This is a genomic window from Caldisphaera sp. (genome assembly GCF_049974385.1).
Taxonomy (GTDB): Archaea; Thermoproteota; Thermoprotei_A; order Sulfolobales; family Acidilobaceae; genus Caldisphaera.
On record NZ_JBMFIW010000020.1, the window covers coordinates 1 to 25,540 of the forward strand.

The 25,540-nt window shown below is 30.1% G+C and carries 25 protein-coding genes and 1 pseudogene; 17 read left to right on the forward strand and 9 right to left on the reverse strand.

Annotated features, from left to right (window positions below):
- The 3 genes and pseudogenes from ACP5GV_RS06025 to ACP5GV_RS06035 all read left to right on the forward strand — a co-directional run.
- Positions 1 to 646, forward strand: a pseudogene (locus tag ACP5GV_RS06025) (hypothetical protein); the annotation flags it as partial.
- A 67-nt stretch (positions 647 to 713) separates the two neighbouring features.
- Positions 714 to 2,045 carry an alkaline phosphatase family protein gene (locus ACP5GV_RS06030; RefSeq protein ID WP_428102859.1) on the forward strand — a complete coding sequence of 444 codons (1,332 nt, stop codon included), beginning with the start codon at positions 714 to 716 and terminating at the stop codon, positions 2,043 to 2,045.
- Between the two features lie 53 nt (positions 2,046 to 2,098).
- Positions 2,099 to 3,115, forward strand: a complete 1,017-nt coding sequence (locus tag ACP5GV_RS06035; RefSeq protein WP_428102818.1) for a glycosyl transferase family 4 — start codon at positions 2,099 to 2,101, stop codon at positions 3,113 to 3,115.
- Here the strand turns inward: ACP5GV_RS06035 and ACP5GV_RS06040 are convergent.
- Positions 3,104 to 3,769 carry a GNAT family N-acetyltransferase gene (locus tag ACP5GV_RS06040; protein WP_428102821.1) on the reverse strand — a complete coding sequence of 222 codons (666 nt, stop codon included), beginning with the start codon at positions 3,767 to 3,769 and terminating at the stop codon, positions 3,104 to 3,106. The genes ACP5GV_RS06035 and ACP5GV_RS06040 overlap by 12 nt on opposite strands.
- 95 nt (positions 3,770 to 3,864) lie before the next feature.
- On the opposite strand from ACP5GV_RS06040, the gene ACP5GV_RS06045 reads away from it, so the two are divergent.
- Positions 3,865 to 4,137, forward strand: coding sequence for a hypothetical protein (locus ACP5GV_RS06045; RefSeq protein WP_428102824.1), 273 nt, complete (start codon positions 3,865 to 3,867; stop codon positions 4,135 to 4,137).
- Positions 4,138 to 4,151: 14 nt separating this feature from the next.
- On the opposite strand, the gene ACP5GV_RS06050 is transcribed toward ACP5GV_RS06045, so the two are convergent.
- Complete coding sequence (locus ACP5GV_RS06050) at positions 4,152 to 5,069, reverse strand: NAD-dependent epimerase/dehydratase family protein (RefSeq protein WP_428102826.1); 918 nt, start codon at positions 5,067 to 5,069, stop codon at positions 4,152 to 4,154.
- A gap of 68 nt (positions 5,070 to 5,137) precedes the next feature.
- Here ACP5GV_RS06050 and ACP5GV_RS06055 point away from each other — a divergent pair, with 68 nt between their 5' ends.
- From ACP5GV_RS06055 to ACP5GV_RS06100, 10 genes are all read left to right on the forward strand, one after another.
- Positions 5,138 to 6,076, forward strand: coding sequence for an ABC transporter ATP-binding protein (locus ACP5GV_RS06055; protein ID WP_428102829.1), 939 nt, complete (start codon positions 5,138 to 5,140; stop codon positions 6,074 to 6,076).
- Positions 6,077 to 7,738 carry an ABC transporter permease subunit gene (locus ACP5GV_RS06060; protein ID WP_428102831.1) on the forward strand — a complete coding sequence of 554 codons (1,662 nt, stop codon included), beginning with the start codon at positions 6,077 to 6,079 and terminating at the stop codon, positions 7,736 to 7,738.
- A gap of 70 nt (positions 7,739 to 7,808) precedes the next feature.
- Positions 7,809 to 9,257 carry an ABC transporter substrate-binding protein gene (locus ACP5GV_RS06065; protein WP_428102833.1) on the forward strand — a complete coding sequence of 483 codons (1,449 nt, stop codon included), beginning with the start codon at positions 7,809 to 7,811 and terminating at the stop codon, positions 9,255 to 9,257.
- 143 nt (positions 9,258 to 9,400) lie between these two features.
- A complete protein-coding gene (locus ACP5GV_RS06070) occupies positions 9,401 to 12,013 on the forward strand; it encodes an ABC transporter substrate-binding protein (RefSeq protein ID WP_428102835.1) in 2,613 nt (870 codons plus the stop codon).
- 72 nt (positions 12,014 to 12,085) lie between these two features.
- Positions 12,086 to 13,147: an ABC transporter permease gene (locus ACP5GV_RS06075; RefSeq protein ID WP_428102861.1), complete on the forward strand. Its 1,062-nt coding sequence runs from the start codon at positions 12,086 to 12,088 to the stop codon at positions 13,145 to 13,147.
- 1 nt (position 13,148) lies between these two features.
- Positions 13,149 to 14,495, forward strand: coding sequence for an ABC transporter permease (locus ACP5GV_RS06080; RefSeq protein ID WP_428090312.1), 1,347 nt, complete (start codon positions 13,149 to 13,151; stop codon positions 14,493 to 14,495).
- 1 nt (position 14,496) lies between these two features.
- Complete coding sequence (locus tag ACP5GV_RS06085) at positions 14,497 to 15,438, forward strand: ABC transporter ATP-binding protein (RefSeq protein WP_428102838.1); 942 nt, start codon at positions 14,497 to 14,499, stop codon at positions 15,436 to 15,438.
- Positions 15,416 to 16,408, forward strand: a complete 993-nt coding sequence (locus ACP5GV_RS06090; protein ID WP_428090307.1) for an ABC transporter ATP-binding protein — start codon at positions 15,416 to 15,418, stop codon at positions 16,406 to 16,408. Before ACP5GV_RS06085 ends, ACP5GV_RS06090 begins: the two co-directional genes overlap by 23 nt.
- A 10-nt stretch (positions 16,409 to 16,418) precedes the next feature.
- Positions 16,419 to 16,604: a hypothetical protein gene (locus ACP5GV_RS06095; RefSeq protein WP_428090304.1), complete on the forward strand. Its 186-nt coding sequence runs from the start codon at positions 16,419 to 16,421 to the stop codon at positions 16,602 to 16,604.
- Positions 16,605 to 16,663: 59 nt separating this feature from the next.
- Positions 16,664 to 17,644 carry a Gfo/Idh/MocA family protein gene (locus tag ACP5GV_RS06100; RefSeq protein ID WP_428102840.1) on the forward strand — a complete coding sequence of 327 codons (981 nt, stop codon included), beginning with the start codon at positions 16,664 to 16,666 and terminating at the stop codon, positions 17,642 to 17,644.
- Positions 17,645 to 17,829: 185 nt separating this feature from the next.
- On the opposite strand, the gene ACP5GV_RS06105 is transcribed toward ACP5GV_RS06100, so the two are convergent.
- The 3 genes from ACP5GV_RS06105 to ACP5GV_RS06115 form a co-directional block, all read right to left on the reverse strand.
- Complete coding sequence (locus ACP5GV_RS06105) at positions 17,830 to 18,051, reverse strand: hypothetical protein (RefSeq protein WP_428090300.1); 222 nt, start codon at positions 18,049 to 18,051, stop codon at positions 17,830 to 17,832.
- 176 nt (positions 18,052 to 18,227) lie between these two features.
- A complete protein-coding gene (locus ACP5GV_RS06110) occupies positions 18,228 to 18,662 on the reverse strand; it encodes a hypothetical protein (protein WP_428068787.1) in 435 nt (144 codons plus the stop codon).
- Between the two features lie 120 nt (positions 18,663 to 18,782).
- Positions 18,783 to 18,992, reverse strand: coding sequence for a CopG family transcriptional regulator (locus ACP5GV_RS06115; RefSeq protein ID WP_428068789.1), 210 nt, complete (start codon positions 18,990 to 18,992; stop codon positions 18,783 to 18,785).
- Positions 18,993 to 19,210: 218 nt separating this feature from the next.
- Between ACP5GV_RS06115 and ACP5GV_RS06120 the strand changes: the two genes are divergently transcribed.
- On the forward strand, positions 19,211 to 20,038 hold the full coding sequence (locus ACP5GV_RS06120; protein ID WP_428102842.1) for a 7-cyano-7-deazaguanine synthase: 828 nt from the start codon (positions 19,211 to 19,213) through the stop codon (positions 20,036 to 20,038).
- Here the strand turns inward: ACP5GV_RS06120 and ACP5GV_RS06125 are convergent.
- Positions 20,035 to 20,442, reverse strand: coding sequence for a hypothetical protein (locus tag ACP5GV_RS06125; RefSeq protein WP_292319939.1), 408 nt, complete (start codon positions 20,440 to 20,442; stop codon positions 20,035 to 20,037). The two genes, ACP5GV_RS06120 and ACP5GV_RS06125, sit on opposite strands and share 4 nt — an antisense overlap.
- Positions 20,443 to 20,546: 104 nt before the next feature.
- Complete coding sequence (cysC, locus tag ACP5GV_RS06130) at positions 20,547 to 21,101, reverse strand: adenylyl-sulfate kinase (RefSeq protein ID WP_428068793.1); 555 nt, start codon at positions 21,099 to 21,101, stop codon at positions 20,547 to 20,549.
- A 156-nt stretch (positions 21,102 to 21,257) separates the two neighbouring features.
- Here cysC and ACP5GV_RS06135 point away from each other — a divergent pair, with 156 nt between their 5' ends.
- Complete coding sequence (locus ACP5GV_RS06135) at positions 21,258 to 21,497, forward strand: hypothetical protein (RefSeq protein ID WP_428102844.1); 240 nt, start codon at positions 21,258 to 21,260, stop codon at positions 21,495 to 21,497.
- 8 nt (positions 21,498 to 21,505) lie between these two features.
- A complete protein-coding gene (gene sat / locus ACP5GV_RS06140; RefSeq protein ID WP_428090291.1) occupies positions 21,506 to 22,651 on the forward strand; it encodes a sulfate adenylyltransferase in 1,146 nt (381 codons plus the stop codon).
- On the opposite strand, the gene ACP5GV_RS06145 is transcribed toward sat, so the two are convergent.
- Together ACP5GV_RS06145 and ACP5GV_RS06150 are read right to left on the reverse strand one after the other, a co-directional pair.
- On the reverse strand, positions 22,648 to 23,931 hold the full coding sequence (locus tag ACP5GV_RS06145; RefSeq protein ID WP_428102847.1) for a hypothetical protein: 1,284 nt from the start codon (positions 23,929 to 23,931) through the stop codon (positions 22,648 to 22,650). The genes sat and ACP5GV_RS06145 overlap by 4 nt on opposite strands.
- 15 nt (positions 23,932 to 23,946) lie before the next feature.
- Positions 23,947 to 25,380, reverse strand: a complete 1,434-nt coding sequence (locus ACP5GV_RS06150) for a hypothetical protein (protein WP_428068799.1) — start codon at positions 25,378 to 25,380, stop codon at positions 23,947 to 23,949.
- Between the last annotated feature and the right edge of the window lie 160 nt (positions 25,381 to 25,540).

Genomic DNA, 25,540 nt, shown 5'->3' on the forward strand with positions numbered 1-25,540 from the left:
TGTTGAAGGAAATGTTACATCACAACTCTCATCACTCAGCAATACAGTATCATCAGATTACACTGCAATGTCCGAGATGTTATCTAATGTTAACTCATCACTCTCATCACAACTCTCATCACTAAGCAACACTTTAGCAACATTATCTGTAACAGTATCATCAATAAACAGTGGGGTTGGATCTTTGCAAACAACAGTATCATCACTAGCAAACCAAGTATCAACTTTAGAATCAACGGTCAATAGCGTATCTTCTACCGTTGGAAGCATAAACTCAACCGTTACATCACTAAGCAGCACAGTATCATCAGATTACACTACAATGTCCGAGATGTTATCTAATGTTAACTCAACACTCTCATCACTAAGCAGTACAGTTTCATCAATAAGTTCCACAGTCTCATCACTCAGCTCAACCGTTACATCACTAAGCAGTACAGTCTCATCACTCAGCTCAACCGTTGCATCACTAAGTTCCACAATCTCATCACTCAGCTCATTACCAAGCACAGTCTCATCATTACAATCTAGTGTGTCAGCGGCATCTAGTAAAGCTGGAAGCGCAGAAGTTTATGGCTTAGGTGCGTTAATAGTAGCAATAATAGTATTGATATTAGTTGCTTACCTAGCCTTTGCTAAAATGTAAACCTAAATTCAAATATATTTTTTATTTTTTTCTTTTCACTTGTTTTTTGGTGTGTAGATTGAGAAAAGTGTTTGTCTTGGGTTTAGATTCATTACCACCTAAAGTTTTATATGAAAACTATGGAGAAGGTTTAGATTTTATTAGGCAATTAACAAAAGAATCTCAAAATTATTTGATGAAAACCTGCCATCCGCCGATAACTGTACCTGCATGGATATCAATGTTTACAGGTAAAACGCCTGGTGAATTAGGAATTTATGGTTTTAGGCATAGGAAACCTGGTACTTTTGATTCTTATGTAGTAAATTCTAATGACGTTAAAGAAAAGACTATATGGGATGAATTAGCTAAGTTTAACATTAAAACGGGATTATTTGGAGTTCCTCCAACTTATCCTCCTAAACCAATGAATGGCTTTATGGTTACAGATTTCAATACTCCTGGTAAAGAAAAACCTTACACTTTTCCACCATGGTTAAAAAGTGAAATTGAAAATAAAATTGGAGAATCTCCAATATTCGATGTAGTATATAGGACTGAAGATAGGAATAAAGCATATTCTGATTTGATGGAAATGATAGATAATCATCAAAAAATTCTTAACTATTTAGTAAAAAAAGCATGGGATCTATTTATTTATGTTGAAATAGGGGTTGATAGAGCTCACCATATGTTTTGGAAGTATTTTGATGATACCCATCCAAGGTATGAATATAATGAAAAGTTCAGTAGAGCAATTCCGAATGTTTACAAAAAGATTGATAATTGGTTTTCTAAGTTAATTAAGGAACTACCAAAAGATACAATTTACGTTATAGTAAGCGATCATGGAACAAAAAGCATGAAGGGCTCTTATCCTATAAATCAATGGTTAATGCAGCAAGGCTTTTTAAAAATTAAAAATGAGACAAAAGAAGGGGAAGATTTATTACCTGATAATATAAATTGGAATGAGACAAAAGTTTGGGCATGGGGAGGTTATTATTCTCGCTTTTTCTTTAATATTAAAGGAAGAGAACCTAAAGGAATTTTAGAAAAAGAAGAGATAGAAGGTTTAATAAAGGATTTGAAAAACTCTATATCAAAAATTAAAGGACCTAATAATGAGCAGTGGAAGAATGAAGCCTATACCCCTCAAGAAATTTATCCAGAAATAAAAGGGGATGCACCAGATTTAACAGTTTATTTAGATGATTTGAATTGGAGGCCAATAGGTACAATAGGTTATAAGAGCATGTACTTAGAGAAAAATGATAAAGGGCCAGATGATTCTATGCACGATTGGTATGGTGTGTTTTCTATTTATGATCCAGAAGGAACAATAGAAAAAGGTAATAAAGGTGTTATAGAAATAAATAAAATCAAAAATGTTTTAGAGCAATTAATTTTAGGAAAGTGATTGTTAACTGGGGGGTTAACAATTAGCTTAAATTTGACTCTATTTTTATTTATATGGGAGAAAATTTGATAGGTATACCATTAGCAATAATATCATCTATTGTATCTTTTATTTCAGCATTATTTATAATAAGGTCATGGATTAGTGTTGCTAAAAGAGAGAGATTAGTTGGTAAAGATATAAATAAAGCCGATAAACGTGAAGTTGCGGAAGCTGGTGGAATATGGGTTGTTATATCATCAATATTTGGCCTCTTATTATTTGAAGCAGTTTATGTTTTTACGCAAAACAAATATTTTTATTTGCTTTATTTTTATTCAATAATTATTTTACTGGTTTTATCTTCTTTTTTAGGCTTTATGGATGACATTTTGGGATGGAAAAAGGGGGTACCTCAATGGATAAGAATAATAGCTATGGTACCAATAGCTTTACCATTGATGATCGCTAAATATAACTCTTACATATTATCTATACCATTTTTTAACAAAATTTATTTAGGTATTTTATATCCTTTAATTATTATACCTATAGGAGTTTTAGGCGCTAGTAATGCTTATAACATGATAGCAGGTTATAATGGTTTGGAAGCCGGTAATGCTATAATTCTTTTAACATTTACAATGATTTTCGGTTTAATTAAGGGAATAGAAATTGTAGTATATGTTAGCATAATTTTAATGGGAGCTTTGATTGCTTTCTTGATTTATAATTGGTATCCTGCAAAGGTATTTCCTGGTAATACTTTTACATATGCTATAGGAGCGTTATATGCAGGTTTAATAATACTAGGTGATATACCCAAGTTTGGCTTAACAATGTTTTTCCTATATTACATAGAACTAATTTTATTTATTAGGGGTCTTTTTCATGGAGTTTATAAAGAAAACTTTGGGAAAGTTGAAGGTAATTCTTTAATACCACCATATGAAAGATCTTATAGTATTACGCATTTGGCTATAAAGGCTTTAATAAAGATAAGAGGTAAAGCAACAGAAAGGGGTGTAGTAATTTTTATTTTTATACTTCAAATCATTGTTGGCATAATTTCCTTGTTTTTATACATTTAATTTTAATTCAAAAACTATGAAACCTTCTGAATTTGAAGTAAAATTCTTGCTCATATGTCTTATATTTTCCAAATATCCATTAACTAAAAATGGAGGATTCGTTTCTAATATTGTTAATTCTCCATTTGAATATATTTTTCCAGAATATTTGGTTATAGGATACCAAACCCAATCGTTAACAAATCCTTTAACATTTTTCAAATTAGCTTTAACTTCTTTTAGTTTAAATTCGTTTATTAATTCTTTAATGTCATATACCTTGCCATCTATAAAATAAAACATATCTATTTCTTTAAATCCAAGAGCTTTAGCAAGTTGCACTGATGGGACATTTTTCTCATTAGCTGCTAACCTGAATATTTTCTTTGGACTTAATTCCATAGCTTTTTTAGCTAATGCCTTTCCAACACCTTTCCTTCTTATTTCTTGTTTAACTCTTATTCCCTCGAACCATGTAAAATCTTCGAATATTCTTGCATGTATTATACCAAGAATTTCACCATCACTAACAGCTTTTATAAAAAGACCTTCTTTTACCCATTTATCAAAGTAATCAGGTATATAATCTCCCCATATCCAAGTATTTTCAGTAAGCTTATTTATCTTGTCCCTGTCTTCTGGCAATACCTTTTCAAATCTTAATGCTTGGAACAATTTTACCCCCCTTCTAATGTATACTAACCTGTTCAAATATTTATATGAGAAAAGTTTATAAGTTTCGTATCGAATAATAGATACGGGTGAGTAGAATGGGTTGGGGTAGAAACAACTGTTGGTATCCAGGAAATATTAATATATATCCAGGAAATGGGCCCTTTAATTATTTACCTCCATGGGAAAGACCAGGATTTTATTTAAGGTACGGATATGTTCCAGCGATGTTTCAAGGTCTTCAAATATCAAAGGAAGATAAAATATTATGGCTTGAAAGCCTTAAGGGTAATTTAGAAAATGCAAAAAGCAACATAGAAAAGCAATTAAATGAAATTAATAATTTAATAGAAAGCTTAAAGAAAAGCTAAAAATAATATGCTAATCAAATCTTTGAATAAATATAATTAATTGTATTTTTTAAACCTTCTTCTAAGCTGTAAATAGGTTCCCAATTAAGTTCTTTTTTTGCTTTTTCAATCTTTGCCACACTTTTCTTAATATCGTTTTTCCTAGGTTCATCATATATAGGTTCTTTATATTTACCTATAATTTTTTCTATAACATCTAATAATTCTTTTATTGTTATTTCTTTACCAGTACCGATATTATAAATACCGCTTGCCTTAAATTTAATTGCATTGATAAATGCGTTTGTAACATCTTTTACATATATGAAATCCCTTGTGTTTTTGCCATCGCCATGAATTATTGGGGTTTCATTTTTTAATAGCTTTTCAATAAATATTTGTATAACTCCAGCATATGGCCCCTTTTTCATTTTAGGCCCATAGACATTGAAAAGACGTAAGGCAGAACCTTTTAATCCATATTCTTTTATATAAGATAAAAGCATTTCTTCTCCCATTAGCTTGGTGAATCCATATAGATTAATCGGTTTTTTTTCATCATCTTCATCTATTGGCATTTTTTCTTTTTCTCCATAAACTGCTGCGCTGCTCGCTATAGTTATGTATGCATCTAATTTTCTCGCTAACTCCAATATGTTTGATGTTCCGTTAACATTTACTTCTATTCCCCTTATAGGGTTTTCTCTCACTTCATCAACACTTACAATAGCAGCTAAATGGATTATACTAACTTCTTCTCCTTTGAATTTCTCTAAAAATTCTATTTCCTTGTATTTTGAAACATCGCTAATAATTAACTTAGCCCTTTCGTTTATATTATATCTTGATCCAGATGATAAATTATCTATTATAATCACATCATTATCATCTTTTAATATATCCTCTATTAAATTACTCCCTATGAATCCGGCTCCTCCAGTAATTATTATCATTTTCTCCCCTGATTAAGTGTAAAGAAAAATCTTTAAACTCTTTTACAAATTAAAAACAGGGAGAAGTATTGAGCGTCTCTATAAAGGCTTTAGAAAAAAGCTATCAAAAAAATAAGGTACTAAAAGGAATAAACTTGGAAATTGAAAAAGGCGAACTATTTGTTATATTAGGTTTTTCTGGATCGGGTAAAACAACTCTTTTAAGATGTATAGCAGGATTAGAGGAAATAGATTCCGGCAAAATATTTATTGATAATGAAGATGTAACTAATTTGCATCCATCCAAAAGAGGAGTAGCCATGGTTTTTCAAAACTATGTTTTATATCCACATAAAACTGTTTATGAAAATCTCCTTATGCCTGTAGAAGATAAGAAGGATGCAAAAATAAAAATAGATGAAATAAGCAAAGCCTTAGGCATTGGAGATCTTTTAAATAGGTATCCATCTCAATTATCTGGTGGACAACAGCAAAGAGTTGCATTAGCGAGAGCATTAATAAAAAATCCAAAAGTTTTGTTATTAGATGAACCTTTAAGTAACATAGATGCTCCCCAAAGGATATCTGCAAGGAGATTTATTAAGGATTTGCAAAGAAAAGAAAGAATAACAACTATATATGTAACTCATGATCAAATTGAAGCTATGGCATTAGCTGATAGAATTGCTGTTATGAAGGAAGGAAAGATATTGCAAGTAGGAACCCCTGAAGAGGTATATAATGAGCCAAAAGATGAATTTGTTGCTTCTTTCATTGGTGATCCTCCAATGCTTATTCTAGATGGGAATTTATTTAATGTAAATGGAAAAATAGGCTTAAGGGTTGAAGATATTGAAATAGATACCCATGGTAAATATGAAGGGGAAGTTATAGATGTTGAATTTATTAATGGAAAATATTTAATATATGTAAGATATAATAACAAAGAAATAAGGGGGTACTCTGATAGAAAATTCAATGAAGGTGAAAAAGTTAAATTTTCTATAAAGAAATATAGGGTGTTTTAGTTGAAATACTCTGTGCCTTACTTAATTTATATAACAGCTTTAGGAATAATTCCTTTTGTAGCAACTTTTTACATAGCTGGCATAGCTAGTCATCAAGTTATTTTGATATACAAATTATATCCTATAATAGAAATAATTGACAACACCTTTGTATATACTATTGGTGTTTCATTTTTAACTACCTTGTTAGGATTACTAGCTGCGATAGCTATAGATTCAATAGATAATAAAAGGGTTCAATTATTATTATCATTTATGGTTATGCTACCCTATACAATACCTTTTACTTCTTCTGCTCTTATTTGGAGTATAAGCTTTTACGGTCCATACGGCTGGTTTACTTATTTGCTTGGAATTAAATATGATCCTTTGTTAATTTCAAGAACAGCAATGCTCGGCGTTATATTAGTAAGCGTTTGGGCAGGAATACCAATGTCTTTTTTGATAATTTTTTCTTCGTTAAAATCTATAGGAAGAGAAATAAAAGAAAATGCATTGATGGATGGAATCCCTAAATCTGAATACTATTCTAGAATAGCAATACCTTTAATAGGAAAAGCTATTCTAATTGTTTTTCTATTGCAATTTGTTTTTTCTTTAGGTGCGTTTGACACACCATATATATTGACAGGTGGTGGCCCATTATTTTCAACTACAACCCTTGGTTTAGCTGTTTATACGATATCGTTTAAATCTTCATTAAAAAATGCTCTTGCCGGGGGTGCATTTTCTGCAGCTATTTTATCTATTATTGCTACGGTTCCAGCATTGTTATATGTGAAAGCACTAAAAACGCAAAAGGTTATATTTCCATCATTTAAATTAAGGCTAAATAATAAAATTATGTTAGCTTTAGTTTCAATATTTTTAATACTTTTGCTGTTCTTTTTAGACTTTCCAATTTATTACATGTTTTTATCAGCGTTTAGATATCCTGAGTTAGATTTTACAACACCTCCGATACTTATACCAAAAGGTTTAACTTCAACATATTTTATCCAGGCATTATATGAGTCTATACCTTATTTAATAACAACTGTAGTTATAAGCATTATTGATCCTCTTATTTCAATATTTTTAGCGGCTCCTGCATCTTATGAAATATCTAGAGGGAAAAATGCTTGGATTTTACCATTATCTATGTATTTGTATTCTTTGCCTGTTATGGCCTTTATAATACCGATTTACATATTTGTTGCTAAAATAAATATATTAAATACATGGTGGGCATTAATTTTAGCAATGCCTTTATACGGAGCATTGTATGCATTATGGCTAATGTATAATTATTTTATGCTCTTGCCAAAATTTTATGATGAGACAGCTGAACTATTTAACATAAAAAGGAAGTTTACAAAAATTATAATGCCATTAAGTAGGCCTGTTTTATTTTCTACGCTTCTCTTATTAATAATAGGTACATGGCATGCTCTTTTTGTACCTTTAGTTTTATCTGAAACTCCCTATAATTTTTCTTTTCCACCTAAAGGAGCGCAAACTCTTTCTATATTTGCTTTACTTGCTATAGGAGATATTGGTGTTAATTGGGCTTTGTTAGCTGCTTCAGCTGTTGTTACGGCTCTTCCAGTAATGATACTTTCATTAATTACAATAACAAGGGTACTAAAGGGATCATATAGTGGGGGAATAAAGTTTATTTAGATAAACAATATGTATTTAAAAATAATATATGTTTTTATACTAATTTGATTAAAAATAATGTGGTGAGAATATGTCAAAAAGATATAATGATGGTATATCTTCTAAAATGATAGCAGGTATAATTGTTATTGCTATAGTTGTAATAGTTGTAGGGGTTGTTTCGTATAACTATTATAGAGAATCTATGAAAACGACCACTGCACCCATAACAAATTCTTCATTACAACCTCAAACAATAACTGTTGTTATGTATAGCGGTGGGGGAGCCAACTTTTTAAATAAAACTGTTATACCTATGTTTGAAAAAGAATATCCAAACATTAAAGTAAATTTAGTTACTTATCCTTATAGTCAATATTTTTCAGCAGTTTCTACAGCATTTCAAGCAGGTTCTAACCAATATGATATAGTTTTATATACACATGGAACAGCATATCAATTTTGGCCTTATTTAATCCCTTTAAATAATTCTGGCATTAATCAAAGTGATATATTACAAGGTGCGGAAGCTGATGGAGGTATTTATTATAACAAGACATCAAATCAATATGAAATTGTAGGAGAACTTTTTGGATCAAGCTTTTATATATTTGCCTATAATACAAAGTTATTTAATAACACTTTATTACAACAAGAGTTTTATAATGAATATCATTTTAGTTTAGATCCGTGGACTTGGAATAACTGGACCCAAGTAATTGATGCTGATCAATTCTTTGTTTCCCATAACATAACAAAGTATGGTTTCTTGATAGCTGACAGCGCAAGCGATAAAGATATAGATTATTCATTTCCGGCTGTATATTATTGGTTCTATGAGCATAACGAAACTGTTAATGGAGGTACATCAGCTGGTATCCCTGGTTGGGGAATTTATTTTTACGGATTTATGAATTCAAATAGTAAATATCCTCAAATAGCATTAAATACAAGTGTTGGAATAGAAGCGTTAGAAACATATAAGGAATTAATAAGCTATGAACCAAACCCGTTGCAGCTTCCTATAACCTATGATAATTTGCCTGATATTTTGGGTGAAAATGTTTCTCCAGGTGCTTTTATGTGGAATTCTCAAATAAATGCTGTCCCGAGTAACATAAGTAAATATATAGCATTTGCACCATTGCCTGGAGGATATGCTGAGCCTGGGCCTACATTTTTAGGTATAAGTAAATATTCGACTCATGTGAAAGCTGCAGAGCTTTTCTTACAATTTTTAACATCGCCACAAGTTCAGGTTTTATCTTCTGTTCCAGTTTCAAAGCAAGCATTTAATATGCTAATATCAAACAAATCTTTGCCTTTGCTAGTAAGGGAAAGATATAATGCTACTCTTATAGCATCCCAAAAAGCATATGCAGGTGTTGGTACAGGTGTGCCATCTCAAATTCCAACTTTGTCTACGTATTTAGACAATGGAATATTTTCTTATATAACGAATCAATCTAATAATGCTCAGGAAATTATGAATTCTGTAGTTCAAAAATGGATTGATGCATTAAATGCATATCTTTCTTAAATTTTTAATATTTTAAATAAAATCTAAATTAATTAATTTTATTAGTATAAAACGATAGATATTTAAACCCAGAAGATATAAGGTAAAAAAGGATATATTAAGGAGGCGTAGTTTTAGTGAGGAGAATTTACATAGGTGTTTTGATGGCGATAATGTTAATTAGTTTTGTATTTCCATTTGCATACAACAATGCCAAAGCTGATACAACTCAATATCCTAGACTAAATCAAATAACCTTTATATCATATAACGGAAATGACTTAAACGGCATAGAAGCCTTTACGAGTGGTGCTATAAGCATGTATACTTTTCCAATTCCACCCAATAAAATAACTAGTCTACCTTCAAATTATAGCACTTATATAATGCCAATAGCATTTTATGATGTTTTATTAAATCCATTAAATACATCTTTTGGATTCAATCCGTTTATGTTCCAACCGGTCAGGTATGCAATGAACTATATAGTTGATAGGAGCTATTTTGTGAATAATTTTTTGGGCGGTTATGGAACACCAACTTATGGACCTTATGCAGGAGAATTTGAAGGTTTAATGACTTCAAATGCTTCTGCACCGTATATAGATATACATTATAATTTAACTTATGCTAATCAAACTATATACAATACGCTGATTAAACACGGGGCTCAATACATAAACGGTAAATGGTATTATAATGGAAAACCAATAACAATTTATTTCTTTGTTAGGACAGATACAATAGTTAGACAAGAATATGCAAAGTTTTTAGAGTCACAATTACAGCAATTAGGCTTTACTATACAGGAAGTTAGCGGTAACTTACAAAAACAAAATACTGTAATATATGGATCTGATCCACACAATTCTACCTGGAATATAGCTGTAGAATCTTGGTCGGGAGGATATAGCTATTATGATTATGGAAAGCCTATAGAATTTCTAGCACCATTATTCGGAGCAGTTCCTGCTACAAGTAACATAAGTTTAACTTTTGGAGCATATGATGATAGTATGTACGAAACTCCAGATTTGTTTAATACAGTGTCTAAATTAGATGCAATATCATTACAATTGTATTCCACTCAATTTAATACATCTAAACAATATTATAATTTATTAAACCAGCTAGTATCTTTAGGTATAAATGATTCAATTAGAGTATTTGTGGCAGAATCACAAATACCTATTTATGGAAGCTCTATATTGCAAGGCGTTTTACCATCAGTTTACTATGGTAACATATTAAACACTCCAAATTATATGACTATGTCTACTCCTACTGGAATTACAACAATAGGCGTTAGATATTTATCTCAAGGATCAATGAATCCAGGTCTTGGATTTACAGATGCCTATTCTGTTGGTTTAGCATATTCATTGATTTATCCATTAAGCGAAGCGGGTCCAAACGGGTATTCGGTACCAACAGGAGTAATACTAAAGGTTGTAAATGAGTCAAATGTGTCAAATATACCTGTTCCCACTGATGCTATAACGTTTAATACTAGCACGTTACAAGTTCAGTACGTTGAACCAAATACAACTGCAGAACTAAGTATAATAGCTAACTTTGCTCCGCTAATGAATAATGATAAATTTGCAGACAACCAAAGCATAACTTTAGCTGATATAATAAACATATATCTTGAAGCTCAAAAAATGCTATCTCCAAACAGCTCAATAAGCGATCCTGCCGTAGAGAGCTTTTATTCATTTGCTATGTATCCATCAGTAATAGGATTCAAAATAATAAATTCTACAACTATACAGATATGGGGTGATGTAAGGTTCTTTGATCCATTATATGCAGCTGAAACTCTATTAGGTAACTTCTTACCCTTAGGAGGTTATAGCCCTGCAGAGTTCTTCCCGTGGCAAGAATATTCTGCAATGAATTGGGTCGTATCACATGGATTAGCTGCATGGGATAAACCTACTGCAACTGCAAAAGGTATAGATTGGTTAAGCATAGTTAGTCCAAAAGACGTAGGATATATGATGCAGGCTTTGAATAATTATTCATCAACAGGTTACATACCTCAAGATCTAATGGATGTTCAAAAATTAAGCGGTTTCAATTTAGTAAATGAAACAGAAGCAGTTCAAGGATATAAGAATTTAATTAACTTTATCAATAAATATGGGAATGCTTTTGTGAGTGATGGTCCATTTATATTAACTAGCTATAGCGTTACTTCAGGAGGAGCAGTTGTAGTTAGGAATCCAAACTTCAATTTATCATTACCTAGTGTAGTATTCCAGATTCCAATGCTATATACATTAAGCTTCCAAGTTCCATCAATAGTTGGAGCAGGGCAAACATTAACAGGTCAAGTATTGCAAACTCCTGATGGATCTAAAGTAACAACTCCTGCACCAAATGTTATAGTTTATGCTCAACTTGTTAATAGTAATGGAGAAGTTGTAAGGGTTTATAACGTTACAACAAATTCCAATGGACAGTTTTCATTTACCTTACCACCAGGCTTAAATGGTAAATATTATTTAAGAATATTTACATATACGTATCAAAATATAATGATGGATCCCACAGTTTATACTCTGTTAGTAGTTCCTTCGATAACAACCACAACATCTACAACCTCAACGCCACCATCATCAACCACAACATCTACAACCTCAACGCCACCATCATCAACCACAACATCTACAACCTCAACGCCACCATCATCAACAGTCACAATAGTAGTTGCAGCAGTTGTAGTCATCATTGTTATAGTTGCAGCAGTTTTATTAATTAGAAGAAGATAACAAATCCATTAAAAAACTTTTTTAACTTTATACATCTTTTTATTTTTGGATACAAACCTGGTGTTAAAAGTTATGGGATATAAGTCATACTTAGCTAAAGAAATTATAGTTTATATAACAGTATTGATAGCTGCTATGAGTTTACTATATCTATTAACATATCCCGTAATACAGGAAGTTCTTAAAACAACAGTGGAAACAGAAGCTGAAGGATTTAAGCAAGCAATATTAAGGCACTATGCAGGTCACGGTAGTATAAACCTAACAAATATTAATATTTTAGTAAATAAATATAAGGATTCTTTGATGACAACCTATGGCCTAAACCAACCTCTTTATTTAAGATATTTCATTCAGATGAAAAATCTATTAACATTCAATTTCGGAAATGCATATTTTTTAGAGGCACCTAACGGAAGCCATAAGGTATATGTTATTATTGCAAGTTATTTACCTTACACGATAATATTATTTACCACAGGTACATTAATAGTAATATTTGCAGGTACTTTAATTGGATTGTTATCAGCAAGGTATGAAGGTACTGTATGGGATAAAATAGTTCCAACTATTGCCGTTATTCACTCAAGCTTACCTACATGGTGGTTAGGTTTTCTTTTGATTGCCGCATTAGCATATGGTGTAAAAGTTTTCCCTCCAGGAGGAATAACGTCAATTCCTCCTCCTAAAAGTCCACTTATGTATTCTATAAATATGCTTTATCATATGGCGCTTCCTTTATTGGCATTTTTTATAGTCAATGTAGGAGGATTTGCGTATGTTGTAAGAAGCTTAGTCATCAGTACAACAAAGGAAGACTTTGTTATGACTGCAAAGGCCAGAGGATTAAGTGATTCAAGGATATTATATAGGCATATACTAAGAACTGCGTCACCATCTATATCCACCCAAGTAGCATTAGCTATAGCTGGTTCTTTTGCTGGAGGATTGACGACAGAAATTGTGTTTAACTGGCATGGTGTTGGATGGTTGACATACGTAGCGATATTGCTAAATGATTTGCCTGTAATACTTGGGATTAACTTTGTTTTGACTGTTATTCTTTTGCTGGCTTTGTTTATAAATGAAATAGTAAAAGGTTATTTAGATCCAAGAATTAAGGCAGGTGAGTGATATGGCTGCAGAAACTGGAATAAAGCTATATGTAAATACAATAATAAAAAATAAGTCAGGCTTGATAGGCTTAATAATGATTATCTTTTTTGTAGCTTTATCTATTTATGCAGTAACCAGTTTTGGAAAAGTGTCTCCACAGTGGGAAAACTCTGTCTATTGGGAAACATACCCAAAAAATGCAATGCCTTATTGGATGTCATATTTTAATCCTTCAAAAATATTTGGAACAAAAACTATATCTACAAGCCCTTTATCTATTTATTCATCAAGTAGTTATGATATATATCAGTTAAATTATAATTTTACTTGGATCAAAGATAAACCTCCAACAGATGTAGTTTTTTATATAGAAACATCTAGTCCTATTCAAGCAATGCAGATATTATGGACAAAACCAGATGGGACTAATATTACTTTAAGCTCAAATTCTCCTACTAGCATTACAGACCTAATAAGTTATTCTAGCTCTATTGGCAATTATATAAGTCAGCAAATAGGTTATGTACCTTCTTCTTCAACATCACAAACATATTCTCAAGCCTTATTTGGATATGAAGGAAAAAATTTATTAAACGGTACTGTTGAAAAGGGTTTATATAAGGTTTCAATAACTATCGTTACTTCCCCAAATACTAAAATATTATCAAATAAAATTTACTTAGAAGGCAACGCTTATGGATTATTTGGTACAGATATATACGGAAGGCCAATAGATTTAGGTATTCTATTAGGATTCCCAAACGCTTTGGAAATAGGATTGCTCACATCAATAATATCAGTTATAGGTGGAGTTATTGTAGGAGGTATATCTGGCTTTCTTGGAGGTAAAACAGATTCTGCTATGAATTGGATAACTTTGGTGATATTAGTTTTGCCTGCTTTACCATTTTTAGTTGTCTTATCTTACATTATGAGGCCTAACTTATTTCTAGAAGCATTATTAATAGCATTTTTGTCTTGGCCTTTTTATGCCATAATAGCAAGGAGTTCTGCACAATCAATAAAAAATGAGACGTTTGTAGAGGCTGATAAAGTATTAGGCATACCTTCATATAGGATATTTTTCACTCATTTTCTTCCAAGGTTAACACCATTTGCAATAGCATATACAGCATTGGGTGTGCCTGCTGCTATAATATTGGTTGAGACCCTTGCTTTCTTAGGTCTAACCCCAACGGGTTTAGTAACATGGGGTTCAATTTTAAACAGTGCAGAATCAAATTTGGCAGCTGTAAATGGATGGTGGTGGTGGATTCTCTTCCCAGGCGTTATGATAATTTTGGTTTCTATTCCATTTGTGATGATAGGCTTCTCTATAGAAAAGGCTGTTTTTGGAGGTAAGTAAAATGCCTATATTGTCTATTAAAGATTTTTCTATACACTTTTATACGCCTAAAGGTGTTAGGAAAGCTGTTGATAGGGTTAATTTAGATTTAAATAAAAAAGAAGTCATAGGAATTGCAGGAGAAAGCGGTTCAGGAAAAAGCACATTAGCAATGGGTATTATGCGTTTAATAACGCCTCCTGGAAAAATTGTTGGGGGCAAGGTATTGTTTAATAATGAGGATATATTATCATACGATGAGGATAAGTTTAACAAGGAAATTAGATGGAAAAAAATATCTATGATATTTCAAGGGTCTATGAACGGTTTTACTCCAGTTTTTAAAATAGGTCAACAAATTGAAGAAGTATTAGAAGTTCATGAATATAAAGGGAATTTTAAAGAAAGAGTTAATGAGCTTTTAAAAATGGTTGAGTTAGATCCTTCAGTATCAGATAAATATCCTCATGAACTATCTGGCGGGATGAGGCAAAGAGCTTTCATTGCTATGGCATTGGCTTTAAATCCTGAGATACTCATTTGCGATGAACCTACAACAGCCTTAGATGTAATAACACAAGCAAAAATAATTAATTTATTAAAAATATTAAAGAAAGAACTTGGCTTATCTATAATTTTTATAACTCATGATTTAGCGCTTCTATCAGAAATATCTGATAGGCTATATATTATGTATGCAGGAGGCATAATGGAAAGTGGTTATTCATTAGATTTATATAAAAATCCAAAGCATCCATATACTCAGTTATTAATGGATTCTATAGCAGATATTAATAAGGACTATATAAAAGGAATTCCAGGATTTATGCCTGATTTGGCAAACTTACCTAAGGGATGTAGGTTTAGTGATAGGTGTCCATACGCAATGGAAATATGTAAACAAAAAGAACCAGAATTAAAAAGAATAGAAGGTGATAGATATGTCTCATGCTGGCTATATTGATCCCAATGTATTGATACAAACAGAAGGATTGAAGGTATACTTTGTAAGAGGTGGATTTTTGGCTGAAAAACAAATAACCAAAGCAGTTGATGGAGTTAGCATAAAAATTAATAAAGGAGAAGTAATGGCGTTGGTTGGAGAAAGCGGATCAGGTAAAACAACTCTAGGTAGAGCTATGATAGGATTACAAAAGCCAACGGAAGGTAAAATTATATATAATAGGGACAGTAGTCCTGTTGTAATTACTCCTAAAACTAAGATTATAAAACATATAAGAAGAGAACTGCAAATGGTTTATCAAGATCCATATTCATCTATAGATCCTTATATGAAAGTATATGATGCTTTAAGCATGCCATTAAAATATTCTAAAATTAAAGATAAAGAATATATTAATAAAAAGATTGAAGAAGTGCTAAACATGGTAGGTCTCCCACTTGATTTGGTAAATAACTATGTCTTTCAACTATCTGGAGGTCAAAGACAAAGGCTTAGTATTGCTAGAGCTTTATCTTTAGACCCTAAATTTTTAGTAGCCGATGAACCAGTTACTATGCTAGATGCCTCACTAAAAGGGGAAATTGTGGATCTATTGAAAAAGATAAATAAGCAAACCGGTATAACCATTTTGTTTATAACACATGAATTGCCAATAGCAAAGATAGTAGCAAACAGGATTTCTGTTATGTATAAAGGAAAGATCGTTGAAAGTGGTAGGGCTCAAACTGTTCTAAAAGACCCTTTACATCCGTATACTAAGGTCTTATTAGAGGCATATCCAAAGATTAATCCAGAGAGTAAAGATACTATAAAAACAATTAATGTAAAAGAAAGTAAGATAGATACTTCTAAAATTCAAGGATGCCCATTTTATGATAGGTGTCCTTTTGCGACTCAAAAGTGTTTAGAAAAGATGCCTGATATTAAATCAATGAGTTCTGATCATGAGGTAGCTTGTTGGTTATATTAGGCGAGTTCAAATGAAAAGCTATTTTATAGAAATAATTATTGGCGTTTTGCTTTTGTTTTTTTCTTTCATGTTAACATATATTGGGATGATTTTTAGTAACTTATGGATATTAGTAATAGCCTTATCCATGAGCTTAGCTGGAGCTATGATTGGAATAAGAGGATTATTACATTTTTTATCTAAAATGTTTAAATGATTTTAGGGCTTAAGAAAAATATTTTAATTTCTTATTGGCAAATAGAATGGGGGATTATTTTGAAAATAGCGGTAGTTGGCAGTAGAGGATTTGGAAGAGTTCATTTATATGCTCTAAATAAATTAAAAGATGAAGGTTACGATTTAAAAATATATGTATTTAGTTCTGATAAAAACGATGCTGATAATTTAGCAAAGGAATTTAAGGCATCGGGTATTTTTACTTCTTATGAGGAAGTATTAAACTCTGATGTTGATATCGTTGATTTAATAGTCAGCCATGATGCTCATTTAGACATGAGTATAAAGGCAATGGAGAAGAAGAAGCATGTCTTGCTTGAGAAACCTATAGCAAGAACAGTTGAAGAGGCTAATAAAATAATAGAAAAAGCTAAATCAAGTAGAGTTAGGTTTATGGTGGCTGAGAACTATTATTTTGATACCTCTATAAGAAAAGCAGTCGAAATGATTAAAGAATTAGGCAAAATATATACGATTATTGTAAGGTATACTACTTTTAATCAACCTAGGACTTGGAGAAAAATTAAGGCTTCTATGGGGGGAGGATCATTAATAGATGGTGGGATACATTTGGTCGATACTTTACTTAATTTAGGAGGAAGCTATGAAAAAATATGTTCATCAAATTACAAATCAATTGTCGATATGGAAGGAGAAGATACTAGCTTCTCATTAATCAAATTTAAAAATGGGGCTAATGGTTTGCTGATGTTTAGTTGGGGTATGAATAATTCCCCAATGGTTCCTGCTTTTGAAATATATGGAGAAAAAGGAACTATTTATGAAGACCCCTATACTAGAAAAGTTGAAATTTCAGGTAAAACGAGATATGTTAGAAGATACGGAGATCTGATATATAATAATAACAGAATAGAATTACCTGACAGCGATTCAATAAAAGATGAGCTTAAAGGTTTTATTGATTCTATAATAGAAGAAAAAAATGTTCCAATGCCTCCAGAAATAGCTTTAAGAGATCTAAGGGCAGTCTTGGATATATATGAATCCAATTGTTTATGAAAATTTTATCTAGTATTTAACATAACTTAATTATGTAAGGTTCAAATACTACTTATAATAAAATAAGCTTAAATTCTATAGAACCTAATTAGTAAAAATAATATTTGTTAATTCTTATTTGGATAAAAATGCGTTTATATTTTGAAATAAATATAAGTTGTGGTTTACGAGAAAAATTTTATGGATTAGCTTAATAGCTTTAATATTTTTTCCCTATAAGGTGATTCATTTATGGCATCATTTAAGACTTTTTGATCTCTGGCCTTCATATCTTTTGGCAAACTATTTTGAGCCTGTAATCTCATTGCTATAACTTGTTTTGCCACATTATCTGGTAGAGAGGAGATAATTTTTAAGTTTATTTTACAAACGTTTTTATATTGATTATCGTTTGCATTTTTCTGCAATTCTTTTAAAAATCAGTTAAAGCGTTAACCACTTCTTCTTGTTTTAATCCCAATAATGAAGAAAATACATTTTTTTAAAACTTCTTCTTTTTTATCATCAGGAGAGGACAATAAACCTTTAACATCTAAAGACATGAATATTACCTATTTTATAATATGTTTTATAGATTAAAAATTTATGTATTAGCATTTTTATATTTTTTATAATTAATGCATTTTTTAGAAATTTCATAAAAATTATCTATATCTCTCAATGTTATTTTATTATATTCTCCATTTTTATCTTTGTGCAATAAATATTTCTTGTATATTTTTGTCTTTATATCATTTTTGTCAAAATTTTTTAAAATCATCATAATTATATCCTTTACCACTTCATTTTCACATAATAAAAATAAATCGTTTGGTTCATTGTTTTCTTTTTCACCTATTTTGTATAGGCAATTAAAAGCTGTTTCATAGTAGTTGAGAAATTCTTCGTGGTTTAATGAATAATTATAATCAAAATATAGAGTTGACTCAATACAGCTTTTGCCAAGCCCTTTTTTAATTAAGTTTTTAATGATTATTATTATTTTATTATCGCAATTATGTTCACTCATAGCTATCAATTAAAATATATGAATTAGCATTAAAATATTATTAGGTTTGGATTTAATTGAAATAAAAATTGTTTTAATATTATACAGCAAAATTACAAAGTAAATTAAGCACATTATTGTTTTATTAAGTTACATGTAACCTAGCCTTTTTAGTCTATCTTTAACTTTTTCTTCATCTTCCTTTGACATAATTTCTCCAGAAGACTGTTGGAGAAGCTCATTTAACATAAATTCTATCAATTCTTCAACTGTATTGAAAGTTCCTTGATCTTCTAGGTATTTTTTTACTTTATCATATAATTCCTTTGATATATAAACAGTTTGTTTATCTTGGTTCATCTTAAACACCTAATTTAAATTTATTTTTAAAGATATTAAAACTTTCTCCAATAGGTATATCTTTTAAAACTATAGCCTATTTCAAATTTAAATAAGTAAGATAATTTATATTAAGCAAATTAAGTTTTAATTATTATAATCAGCCTCTTATATAAAATTTAAAATATAGCTTATAAATATTAAATAACTAAAGTTTTAAGTAAATTAAGGTGCAAAAAATGTATCGTTTAGGAGTGAAACCAAATATAAATAGACCCTGCAGGGCTGTATCAATTATGAGCGGTGGTCCTGATTCTACATGCTATACAGCTCTATGGCTTTCTAGAGGATGTGATGTACACGCTTTAAGCTTTATTTATGGACAAAAAGGAGTTAAAGAAACCGAAATAGCTAAGAAAATGGTAGAAAAAATAAATTCATTGTCTTTTAATAAATTTGGAAAAATAGTAGAACATAAAGTTATTGACATGTCTTTTATGGCAGAAATTTGGAAAAATACTCAATTAACTGATAGTAATGTAAATGTGGAAGGAATATATAAACCAAGTGTTGTTGTTCCTATAAGAAATGTTGTTATGTTATCAATTGCTACAGCATATGCTTATACAATATCAGAAACATATAATCAAAACGTTTACGTAATTTATGGATCGCACTATAATGATATAGTACCTAGGCAGGACACTTATGAACCTTTATATCCTGATTGTAGCCCTGAGTGTATTGAATCTCTACAATCTTCATTTAGGATATGCCATTTTAGAGGGGAAAGAAATATAGAAATTTGGTCACCAAGTAAAGAAGGTCTGAAAAAGAGTGATGTTTTTAAATCATGCTTTGAAATTATTGGCAATTCCATTTACGATACATGGAGTTGCTATTTAAGTGAAAAATATCATTGTGGAAAATGCGAATCATGTAGAAACAGGAACAACGCTTTTATAGAGGCTGGCCTAAAGGATTGTACAAAATATTTAGTTCCTCCATCAAATCCAGAGGAGTATGTGAAGATTAATGATTACTATGTAAGAAAGGATTGTATTTAAGCTATTTTAAGAGACTTCCTTAACTTTTTCTTTATAATAAGTTTTTGATTGTACCTTAAAAGAATGATTGGTATTACAAATGGTAAAATTAGTGGAAGGCTTTTCAAAGAATCTAGGGCAATATGCTTTAGCAAATTATCATCTGGGTTAACTCTGTCTCTGTGAATTATGTAATAATCATTATATTCTCTAATATGAATACAACTTCCATCTATTAAAGTCTTTCTCCAATCTAATTTTTCTCCATTGTACTCTCCTAGAGATCTTTTGTAACCTTTGGTTTTTGGTAGCTGTGTATTTGATTTTCTTATTAAGATATGGTAATGAAAAGGTTTATGCAATAAATATTGTTCTATTTCGTCTAAATCCCTTTTGTTTTTGATTATTTCTGATACGTTTTCCATTAATTTACCCTCTAATTTTCTTAAACTCCCCTTTCAATAAGCTTATGTTTGAGGATTTTTAAAAAAAAGTATATAACTATTTTAAACTTAATTTAGTTAGATTTCTACGCTTTTTCAATTTCATTTATTTTTTCTTTTATGAAGCTGTAAAGTTTTTCAACATTATATTCAACGGAGTTTCTAACCGTATCTAATAATAGGTCATATTCTTTGGGTTCTTCGTAAGGATCATCTATACCAGTAAAATTTTTTATTTCTCCTTTTAGCGCTTTTTTATATAATCCTTTGGGATCTCTTTTTATACATTCTTCGATTTCACATTTAGTGTATATTAGAAAAAATTTTGCTTCTTCTCTTATTATGTTTTTTATTTCATTTCTAATATCTTCATATGGGGATACAAAACTGCAAATAGTAACTATGCCGTTTCTAGCTAAAAGTTTTGCTACGTTTGCAACTCTTATTAAATGTTTTTTCCTTTCTTCTTTAGTAAAACCAGCTTCTGGATCTATGTTTTGCCTAAACCAATCTCCATCTAAAATTTCAACCCTAATTCCATCTTTCTTAATCAAGTCTTTTACAATATTGCTTATTGTAGTCTTACCGCTACCTGAAAGGCCTGTTAACCAAATCACTAATCCTTTTTGCAAGCACCTCATATTTATGACCCTTTTCTTGAAGAGCAATTTCACTTTTGATAGCTTTTTAATAATTTTCTCTTTAAGGTATATAAGCTTAACAAAGGTAGTGAAGTATATATTTTCTTAATTAAATATTATTAAACTCTTAATTAAATTTAATTAAGAGGTGAGAATGTGAAGCAAAGAGTAGGGGAACCTAATACAAGATACACGACCGTTTCAATTCCCATAACTCTTTATGATAGGATTAAGAATTTAATTCAAGGTACGGGATTTACTAGCGTTTCTCAATTTGTTATTTATGTGTTAAGAGATGTAGTTGCTAACATGGAGCAGGAAAAAATGTCATCGACGATATCAGAAGAAGAAAAAAAGGAAATAATTGAAAGACTAAAGAATCTTGGATATATATAGGTGGTTATATGGTTTCTAAACCTCATGGAGGTAGACTTATAGATAGAACAAGAGTAGGAAAGTCATTAGAAAGGCTAATAGAAGAATCAAAAAGCATGCCTAAAATTAATATTAATGATAGCAGAGCATATGACATATTAAATATTGCATATGGCGTTTATTCACCTCTTGAAGGTTTTCTGAGTTATAATGACTATGAATCCGTTATTAAAAATATGAGATTAGAAAATGATTTACCGTGGACAATACCTATTATATTAGATGTTGATGAAAACGATTTAAAAGACATAAAAGAGGGAGACGAGGTTTCATTAGTATATAACAACGAAATTTTGGCCGTTATAAGAGTAGAAGAGATCTATTCGTGGGATAAAAAAGAGTATGCTTATTATATTTATAAAACAACTTCGCGAGAACATCCAGGAGTTAATAAAGTTTATGATATGAAAAATAAGTTATTAGCTGGCCCTATAACCTTATTAAAAAATATAAAGGAACCTTATGAAACAGTAAGACTTTTTCCAAAAGATACTAGGGTACTATTTGATCATTTAAATATAAAAAGCGTTGCAGCTTTTCAAACAAGGAATGCACCTCATTTAGGTCACGAGTATGTTATGAAAGCCGCGTTAACTTTTGTTGATGGATTATTTATTAATCCATTATTGGGTTGGAAAAAGAAAGGGGATTTTATAGATGATGTGATAGTAAACTCTTATAGAGCATTATTAACGAATTATTTCCCAAAAGATAGTTATGTTTTTAGTATATTGAGGATGGAGATGAAATATGCAGGTCCTAAGGAGGCAATTCATCATGCAATTGTTAGAAAAAATTTTGGTGCTACTCATATAATTGTAGGAAGAGACCATGCGGGTGTTGGTAATTATTATGGTCCATACGATTCATGGAAGATATTTGAAGAATTTCCTGATTTAGGTATAATGCCGTTGTTTATTAGAGAGGCTTTTTATTGCAAGAAATGTAATGCAATGGCAAATGAAAAAATATGCCCCCATTCAGAAAATGACAGAGTCAGAATTAGCGGAACACAAATAAGAAACTCAATTATTAAAGGTGAAAGACCTCCAGAATATATAATGAGACCCGAAGTTATTGATGTAATATTATCATATAAAAATCCTTTTTACTAAAAACATTTCCACTTATAGCTTTTTGCTAATATGCAATATATTATTATTCCAATTATTACAGAAATAAATGTGTATTCTCCAAATATTATGTATTTATTAACATAAAATTCAAGATATTGAAATTCTATATTGTTTGTTATATTAGATATACCATATATTTTATTGTATTCGATTTCATTTTGAGTTACATTTATTTCATTTAATTCTAAATTAACGTTAACCTTTTTTAAGAATCCACTAGATACTATGGGAGAAGATGTTAAAGTATATGCTACAGGAAGTTTATATCCTATATATCCATTGATAGATCCATTAACATATAATCCCAGTTGATAACTTTGATTGTTTATTGTAAATGATCCAGTTAGCCATATGCCTTTATCATAAGTACCTAAATTATATAAAGAAAAAGGATATGATAATCCTATCATGGCCGTGTGGACGAATTTGTTTTGAGTTACAGTTATTAAATATGCCCATGTGGTATAAGGCCTATATAGCAATGAAAAACCATTTAATTTATTTACACCAATGCTTATATACCCCTGATAATCATTTAAACCTACAATAAAAGAATTATTGTTAATAGGATCGCTTAAAAATCCATATACAGAATTATTGTTTATAGAGCCTACCAAATATATGTTTTTGTTGTAATAAAATATGCCGTATAAACTAATGAATGTAGGATAAGATATAACATAACTTTTATTAATGTTAAAAAGTAAGACATTATTATTGTTAAATGTTATAAAATAAGTGTTATTATAAAACTCTATGTAACTTGGCGTTCCTATGTATATATTCGCTTTATAACTTTTTAATATGCCATTACTTACATTTAAGAAACCTATATATGGATTTATCTGACTAATCCCAGAAAATGCAATTTCATTTTTTGTACAGTAAAGAGCTGTAGGCGATTCATCTAATTGATAGACAACATAACTACCATTATTATAAAAAATAGTTAACGAAGGATTCTCATTATAATAGCCTGAAAGAGCAATGTAATAGTTTTCGTAACTACATGCTTCATTTGTATCTAAATGATTTATCATATATTCTTTATTATTAATTATTATATATGTCTGACTATTATTGCTTAATATGCTAATTTGTTTATTGTTTTTTGGCGTGTAATATATCAGATTCAAGGTTGTTTTTATCATTATACCTTGATCTAATTTATTGTATATTCCATACAAAGAAAACATGAGAGATCCTAAAATTAAAAAGGAAAAAATAACTATTAACGCTAATGCTCTGCTATATAGCATTAACTACACCAAAAGTTAGAAGTGTTTCTTAATAAATATAGCTAATACTGCTGCCAGTACAACCACAGCTATTGTCCCACCTATAGCTTCTTGAGTTGTTATGCTAGAATTATTGTTAATAGTAACGCTGACCTGGCTTAAATTACCTATTATTGTTTGATTTGGTTTAACCTTTACTCCTATGCCAATTAGTGTTACTTTAACATTATTTATTGATAAAACTTTATTTGCTGCTTCACTGAAACCATTTTGTTGCAATATTTCCGATACATTTCCTATTAGGTAATCAACACTAACTAAGTTTTCTTTTGGCGTTGTTGAACCTTTATACGCTATTTTTGGAGTCTCTACACTATAATGACTTTCGTTCCCGTTAAGTGATACGTTTAGCTCTAAGGAACTTGGAATAATTATTTCATAATTGTCGTTTATATATTTTATTATTTCTGCCGAAGCATTTAATGCGTTTTTGATTAAAGATAGGTTGTATTGACTTATTGATTGTATATTTAATGATGAGAGTAATGATGATAAATTAAAGTTATATGGCATAGATATTGATGTTAAATCAGCAGTTGTATTCATAAATACGTTTAAATTAAATATACCGTTTTTGGTTATTGAATATGAGTTTATCTTTACAAATTTAGGTTTAAGGAAGTTATTAATTAGATTATTAATTAACATACTTGCATTACTTGTTGTTGCTTCTGTCGAATTGAAAGTTGCATTAATCATTATACTTACTGAGTTTAAATTAAAATTAACATTATAATATGTTATGTTTAATCCAGTTATGTTTAAGTCTTTTAATAAAGAAATACTTGAAAGTTGAGATAAATCATTTAAATTGATATCTTGGAAATATTTTGTAAAATCATTAGGATTCGTAGAAGGATTAAAAGAATTTTCGTCATTTTCATTATAGTTAAATAGATTATTGAAATTACTATATAGCTGATCACTCATTTCTTCATTTGAATCATTAAATGAGCCTTGCCAATTTGCGGCTATTGATAGGTTAATATAATAAATTTTGTTTGATGGGTTAGCAGTTATCATTAGATAACCATTTGATGTTATGTTAAAATACTGAGTTTCATATAAAGCGGAATAATTAGATATTCCCTTCCCTCCATTAGAATTGTGATAATATACAAGCTCACTTAACCTATATTTATTATTTTCAACGGATTTTGTAGCATTTAATTTTAGTATCTTGTATCCATTTAAAAATGACAGACTCAAACTTAGGTTTCCATTACCCTCGTAATTTATATATTTTGAGCCGTTGAACAAAAATGATATTGAATTAGGATATACTAATATATAATTGTTATTCATGTTTTGTGATTCATCGATATAATCGGCTTTTGTAGTTAATGGCAATGCAATACCAATTGCTATAATTGCTATAATTGCTATAGTTAATAGATATCTTCTAATCATATACTCACCCTATATATTGGATATATGGAGAGCGTTTATACTTTTCTCTAATCTTTTCATAGTTGTAGATATATTATACAGTTGTAAGGATAATTTTATTTTTCAGTTATAGTCAAACTGATATAAACATGATATTAAAACCTAGAAATTTTATCTTTTT

Excerpts from the sequence above, each read along its gene's own strand:
- ACP5GV_RS06070 (WP_428102835.1), top strand. The coding sequence starts at position 9,401 with ATGGCGATAATGTTAATTAGTTTTGTATTTCCATTTGCATACAACAAT.
- ACP5GV_RS06050 (WP_428102826.1), bottom strand. The coding sequence starts at position 5,069 with ATGATAATAATTACTGGAGGAGCCGGATTCATAGGGAGTAATTTAATA.
- ACP5GV_RS06145 (WP_428102847.1), bottom strand. The coding sequence starts at position 23,931 with ATGCTATATAGCAGAGCATTAGCGTTAATAGTTATTTTTTCCTTTTTA.
- ACP5GV_RS06045 (WP_428102824.1), top strand. The coding sequence starts at position 3,865 with ATGGGTTGGGGTAGAAACAACTGTTGGTATCCAGGAAATATTAATATA.
- ACP5GV_RS06090 (WP_428090307.1), top strand. The coding sequence starts at position 15,416 with ATGTCTCATGCTGGCTATATTGATCCCAATGTATTGATACAAACAGAA.
- ACP5GV_RS06115 (WP_428068789.1), bottom strand. The coding sequence starts at position 18,992 with ATGAACCAAGATAAACAAACTGTTTATATATCAAAGGAATTATATGAT.
- ACP5GV_RS06120 (WP_428102842.1), top strand. The coding sequence starts at position 19,211 with ATGTATCGTTTAGGAGTGAAACCAAATATAAATAGACCCTGCAGGGCT.
- ACP5GV_RS06125 (WP_292319939.1), bottom strand. The coding sequence starts at position 20,442 with ATGGAAAACGTATCAGAAATAATCAAAAACAAAAGGGATTTAGACGAA.
- ACP5GV_RS06085 (WP_428102838.1), top strand. The coding sequence starts at position 14,497 with ATGCCTATATTGTCTATTAAAGATTTTTCTATACACTTTTATACGCCT.
- ACP5GV_RS06035 (WP_428102818.1), top strand. The coding sequence starts at position 2,099 with ATGGGAGAAAATTTGATAGGTATACCATTAGCAATAATATCATCTATT.
- ACP5GV_RS06080 (WP_428090312.1), top strand. The coding sequence starts at position 13,149 with ATGGCTGCAGAAACTGGAATAAAGCTATATGTAAATACAATAATAAAA.
- ACP5GV_RS06095 (WP_428090304.1), top strand. The coding sequence starts at position 16,419 with ATGAAAAGCTATTTTATAGAAATAATTATTGGCGTTTTGCTTTTGTTT.
- ACP5GV_RS06150 (WP_428068799.1), bottom strand. The coding sequence starts at position 25,380 with ATGATTAGAAGATATCTATTAACTATAGCAATTATAGCAATTATAGCA.
- ACP5GV_RS06065 (WP_428102833.1), top strand. The coding sequence starts at position 7,809 with ATGTCAAAAAGATATAATGATGGTATATCTTCTAAAATGATAGCAGGT.
- ACP5GV_RS06075 (WP_428102861.1), top strand. The coding sequence starts at position 12,086 with ATGGGATATAAGTCATACTTAGCTAAAGAAATTATAGTTTATATAACA.
- sat (WP_428090291.1), top strand. The coding sequence starts at position 21,506 with ATGGTTTCTAAACCTCATGGAGGTAGACTTATAGATAGAACAAGAGTA.
- cysC (WP_428068793.1), bottom strand. The coding sequence starts at position 21,101 with ATGAGGTGCTTGCAAAAAGGATTAGTGATTTGGTTAACAGGCCTTTCA.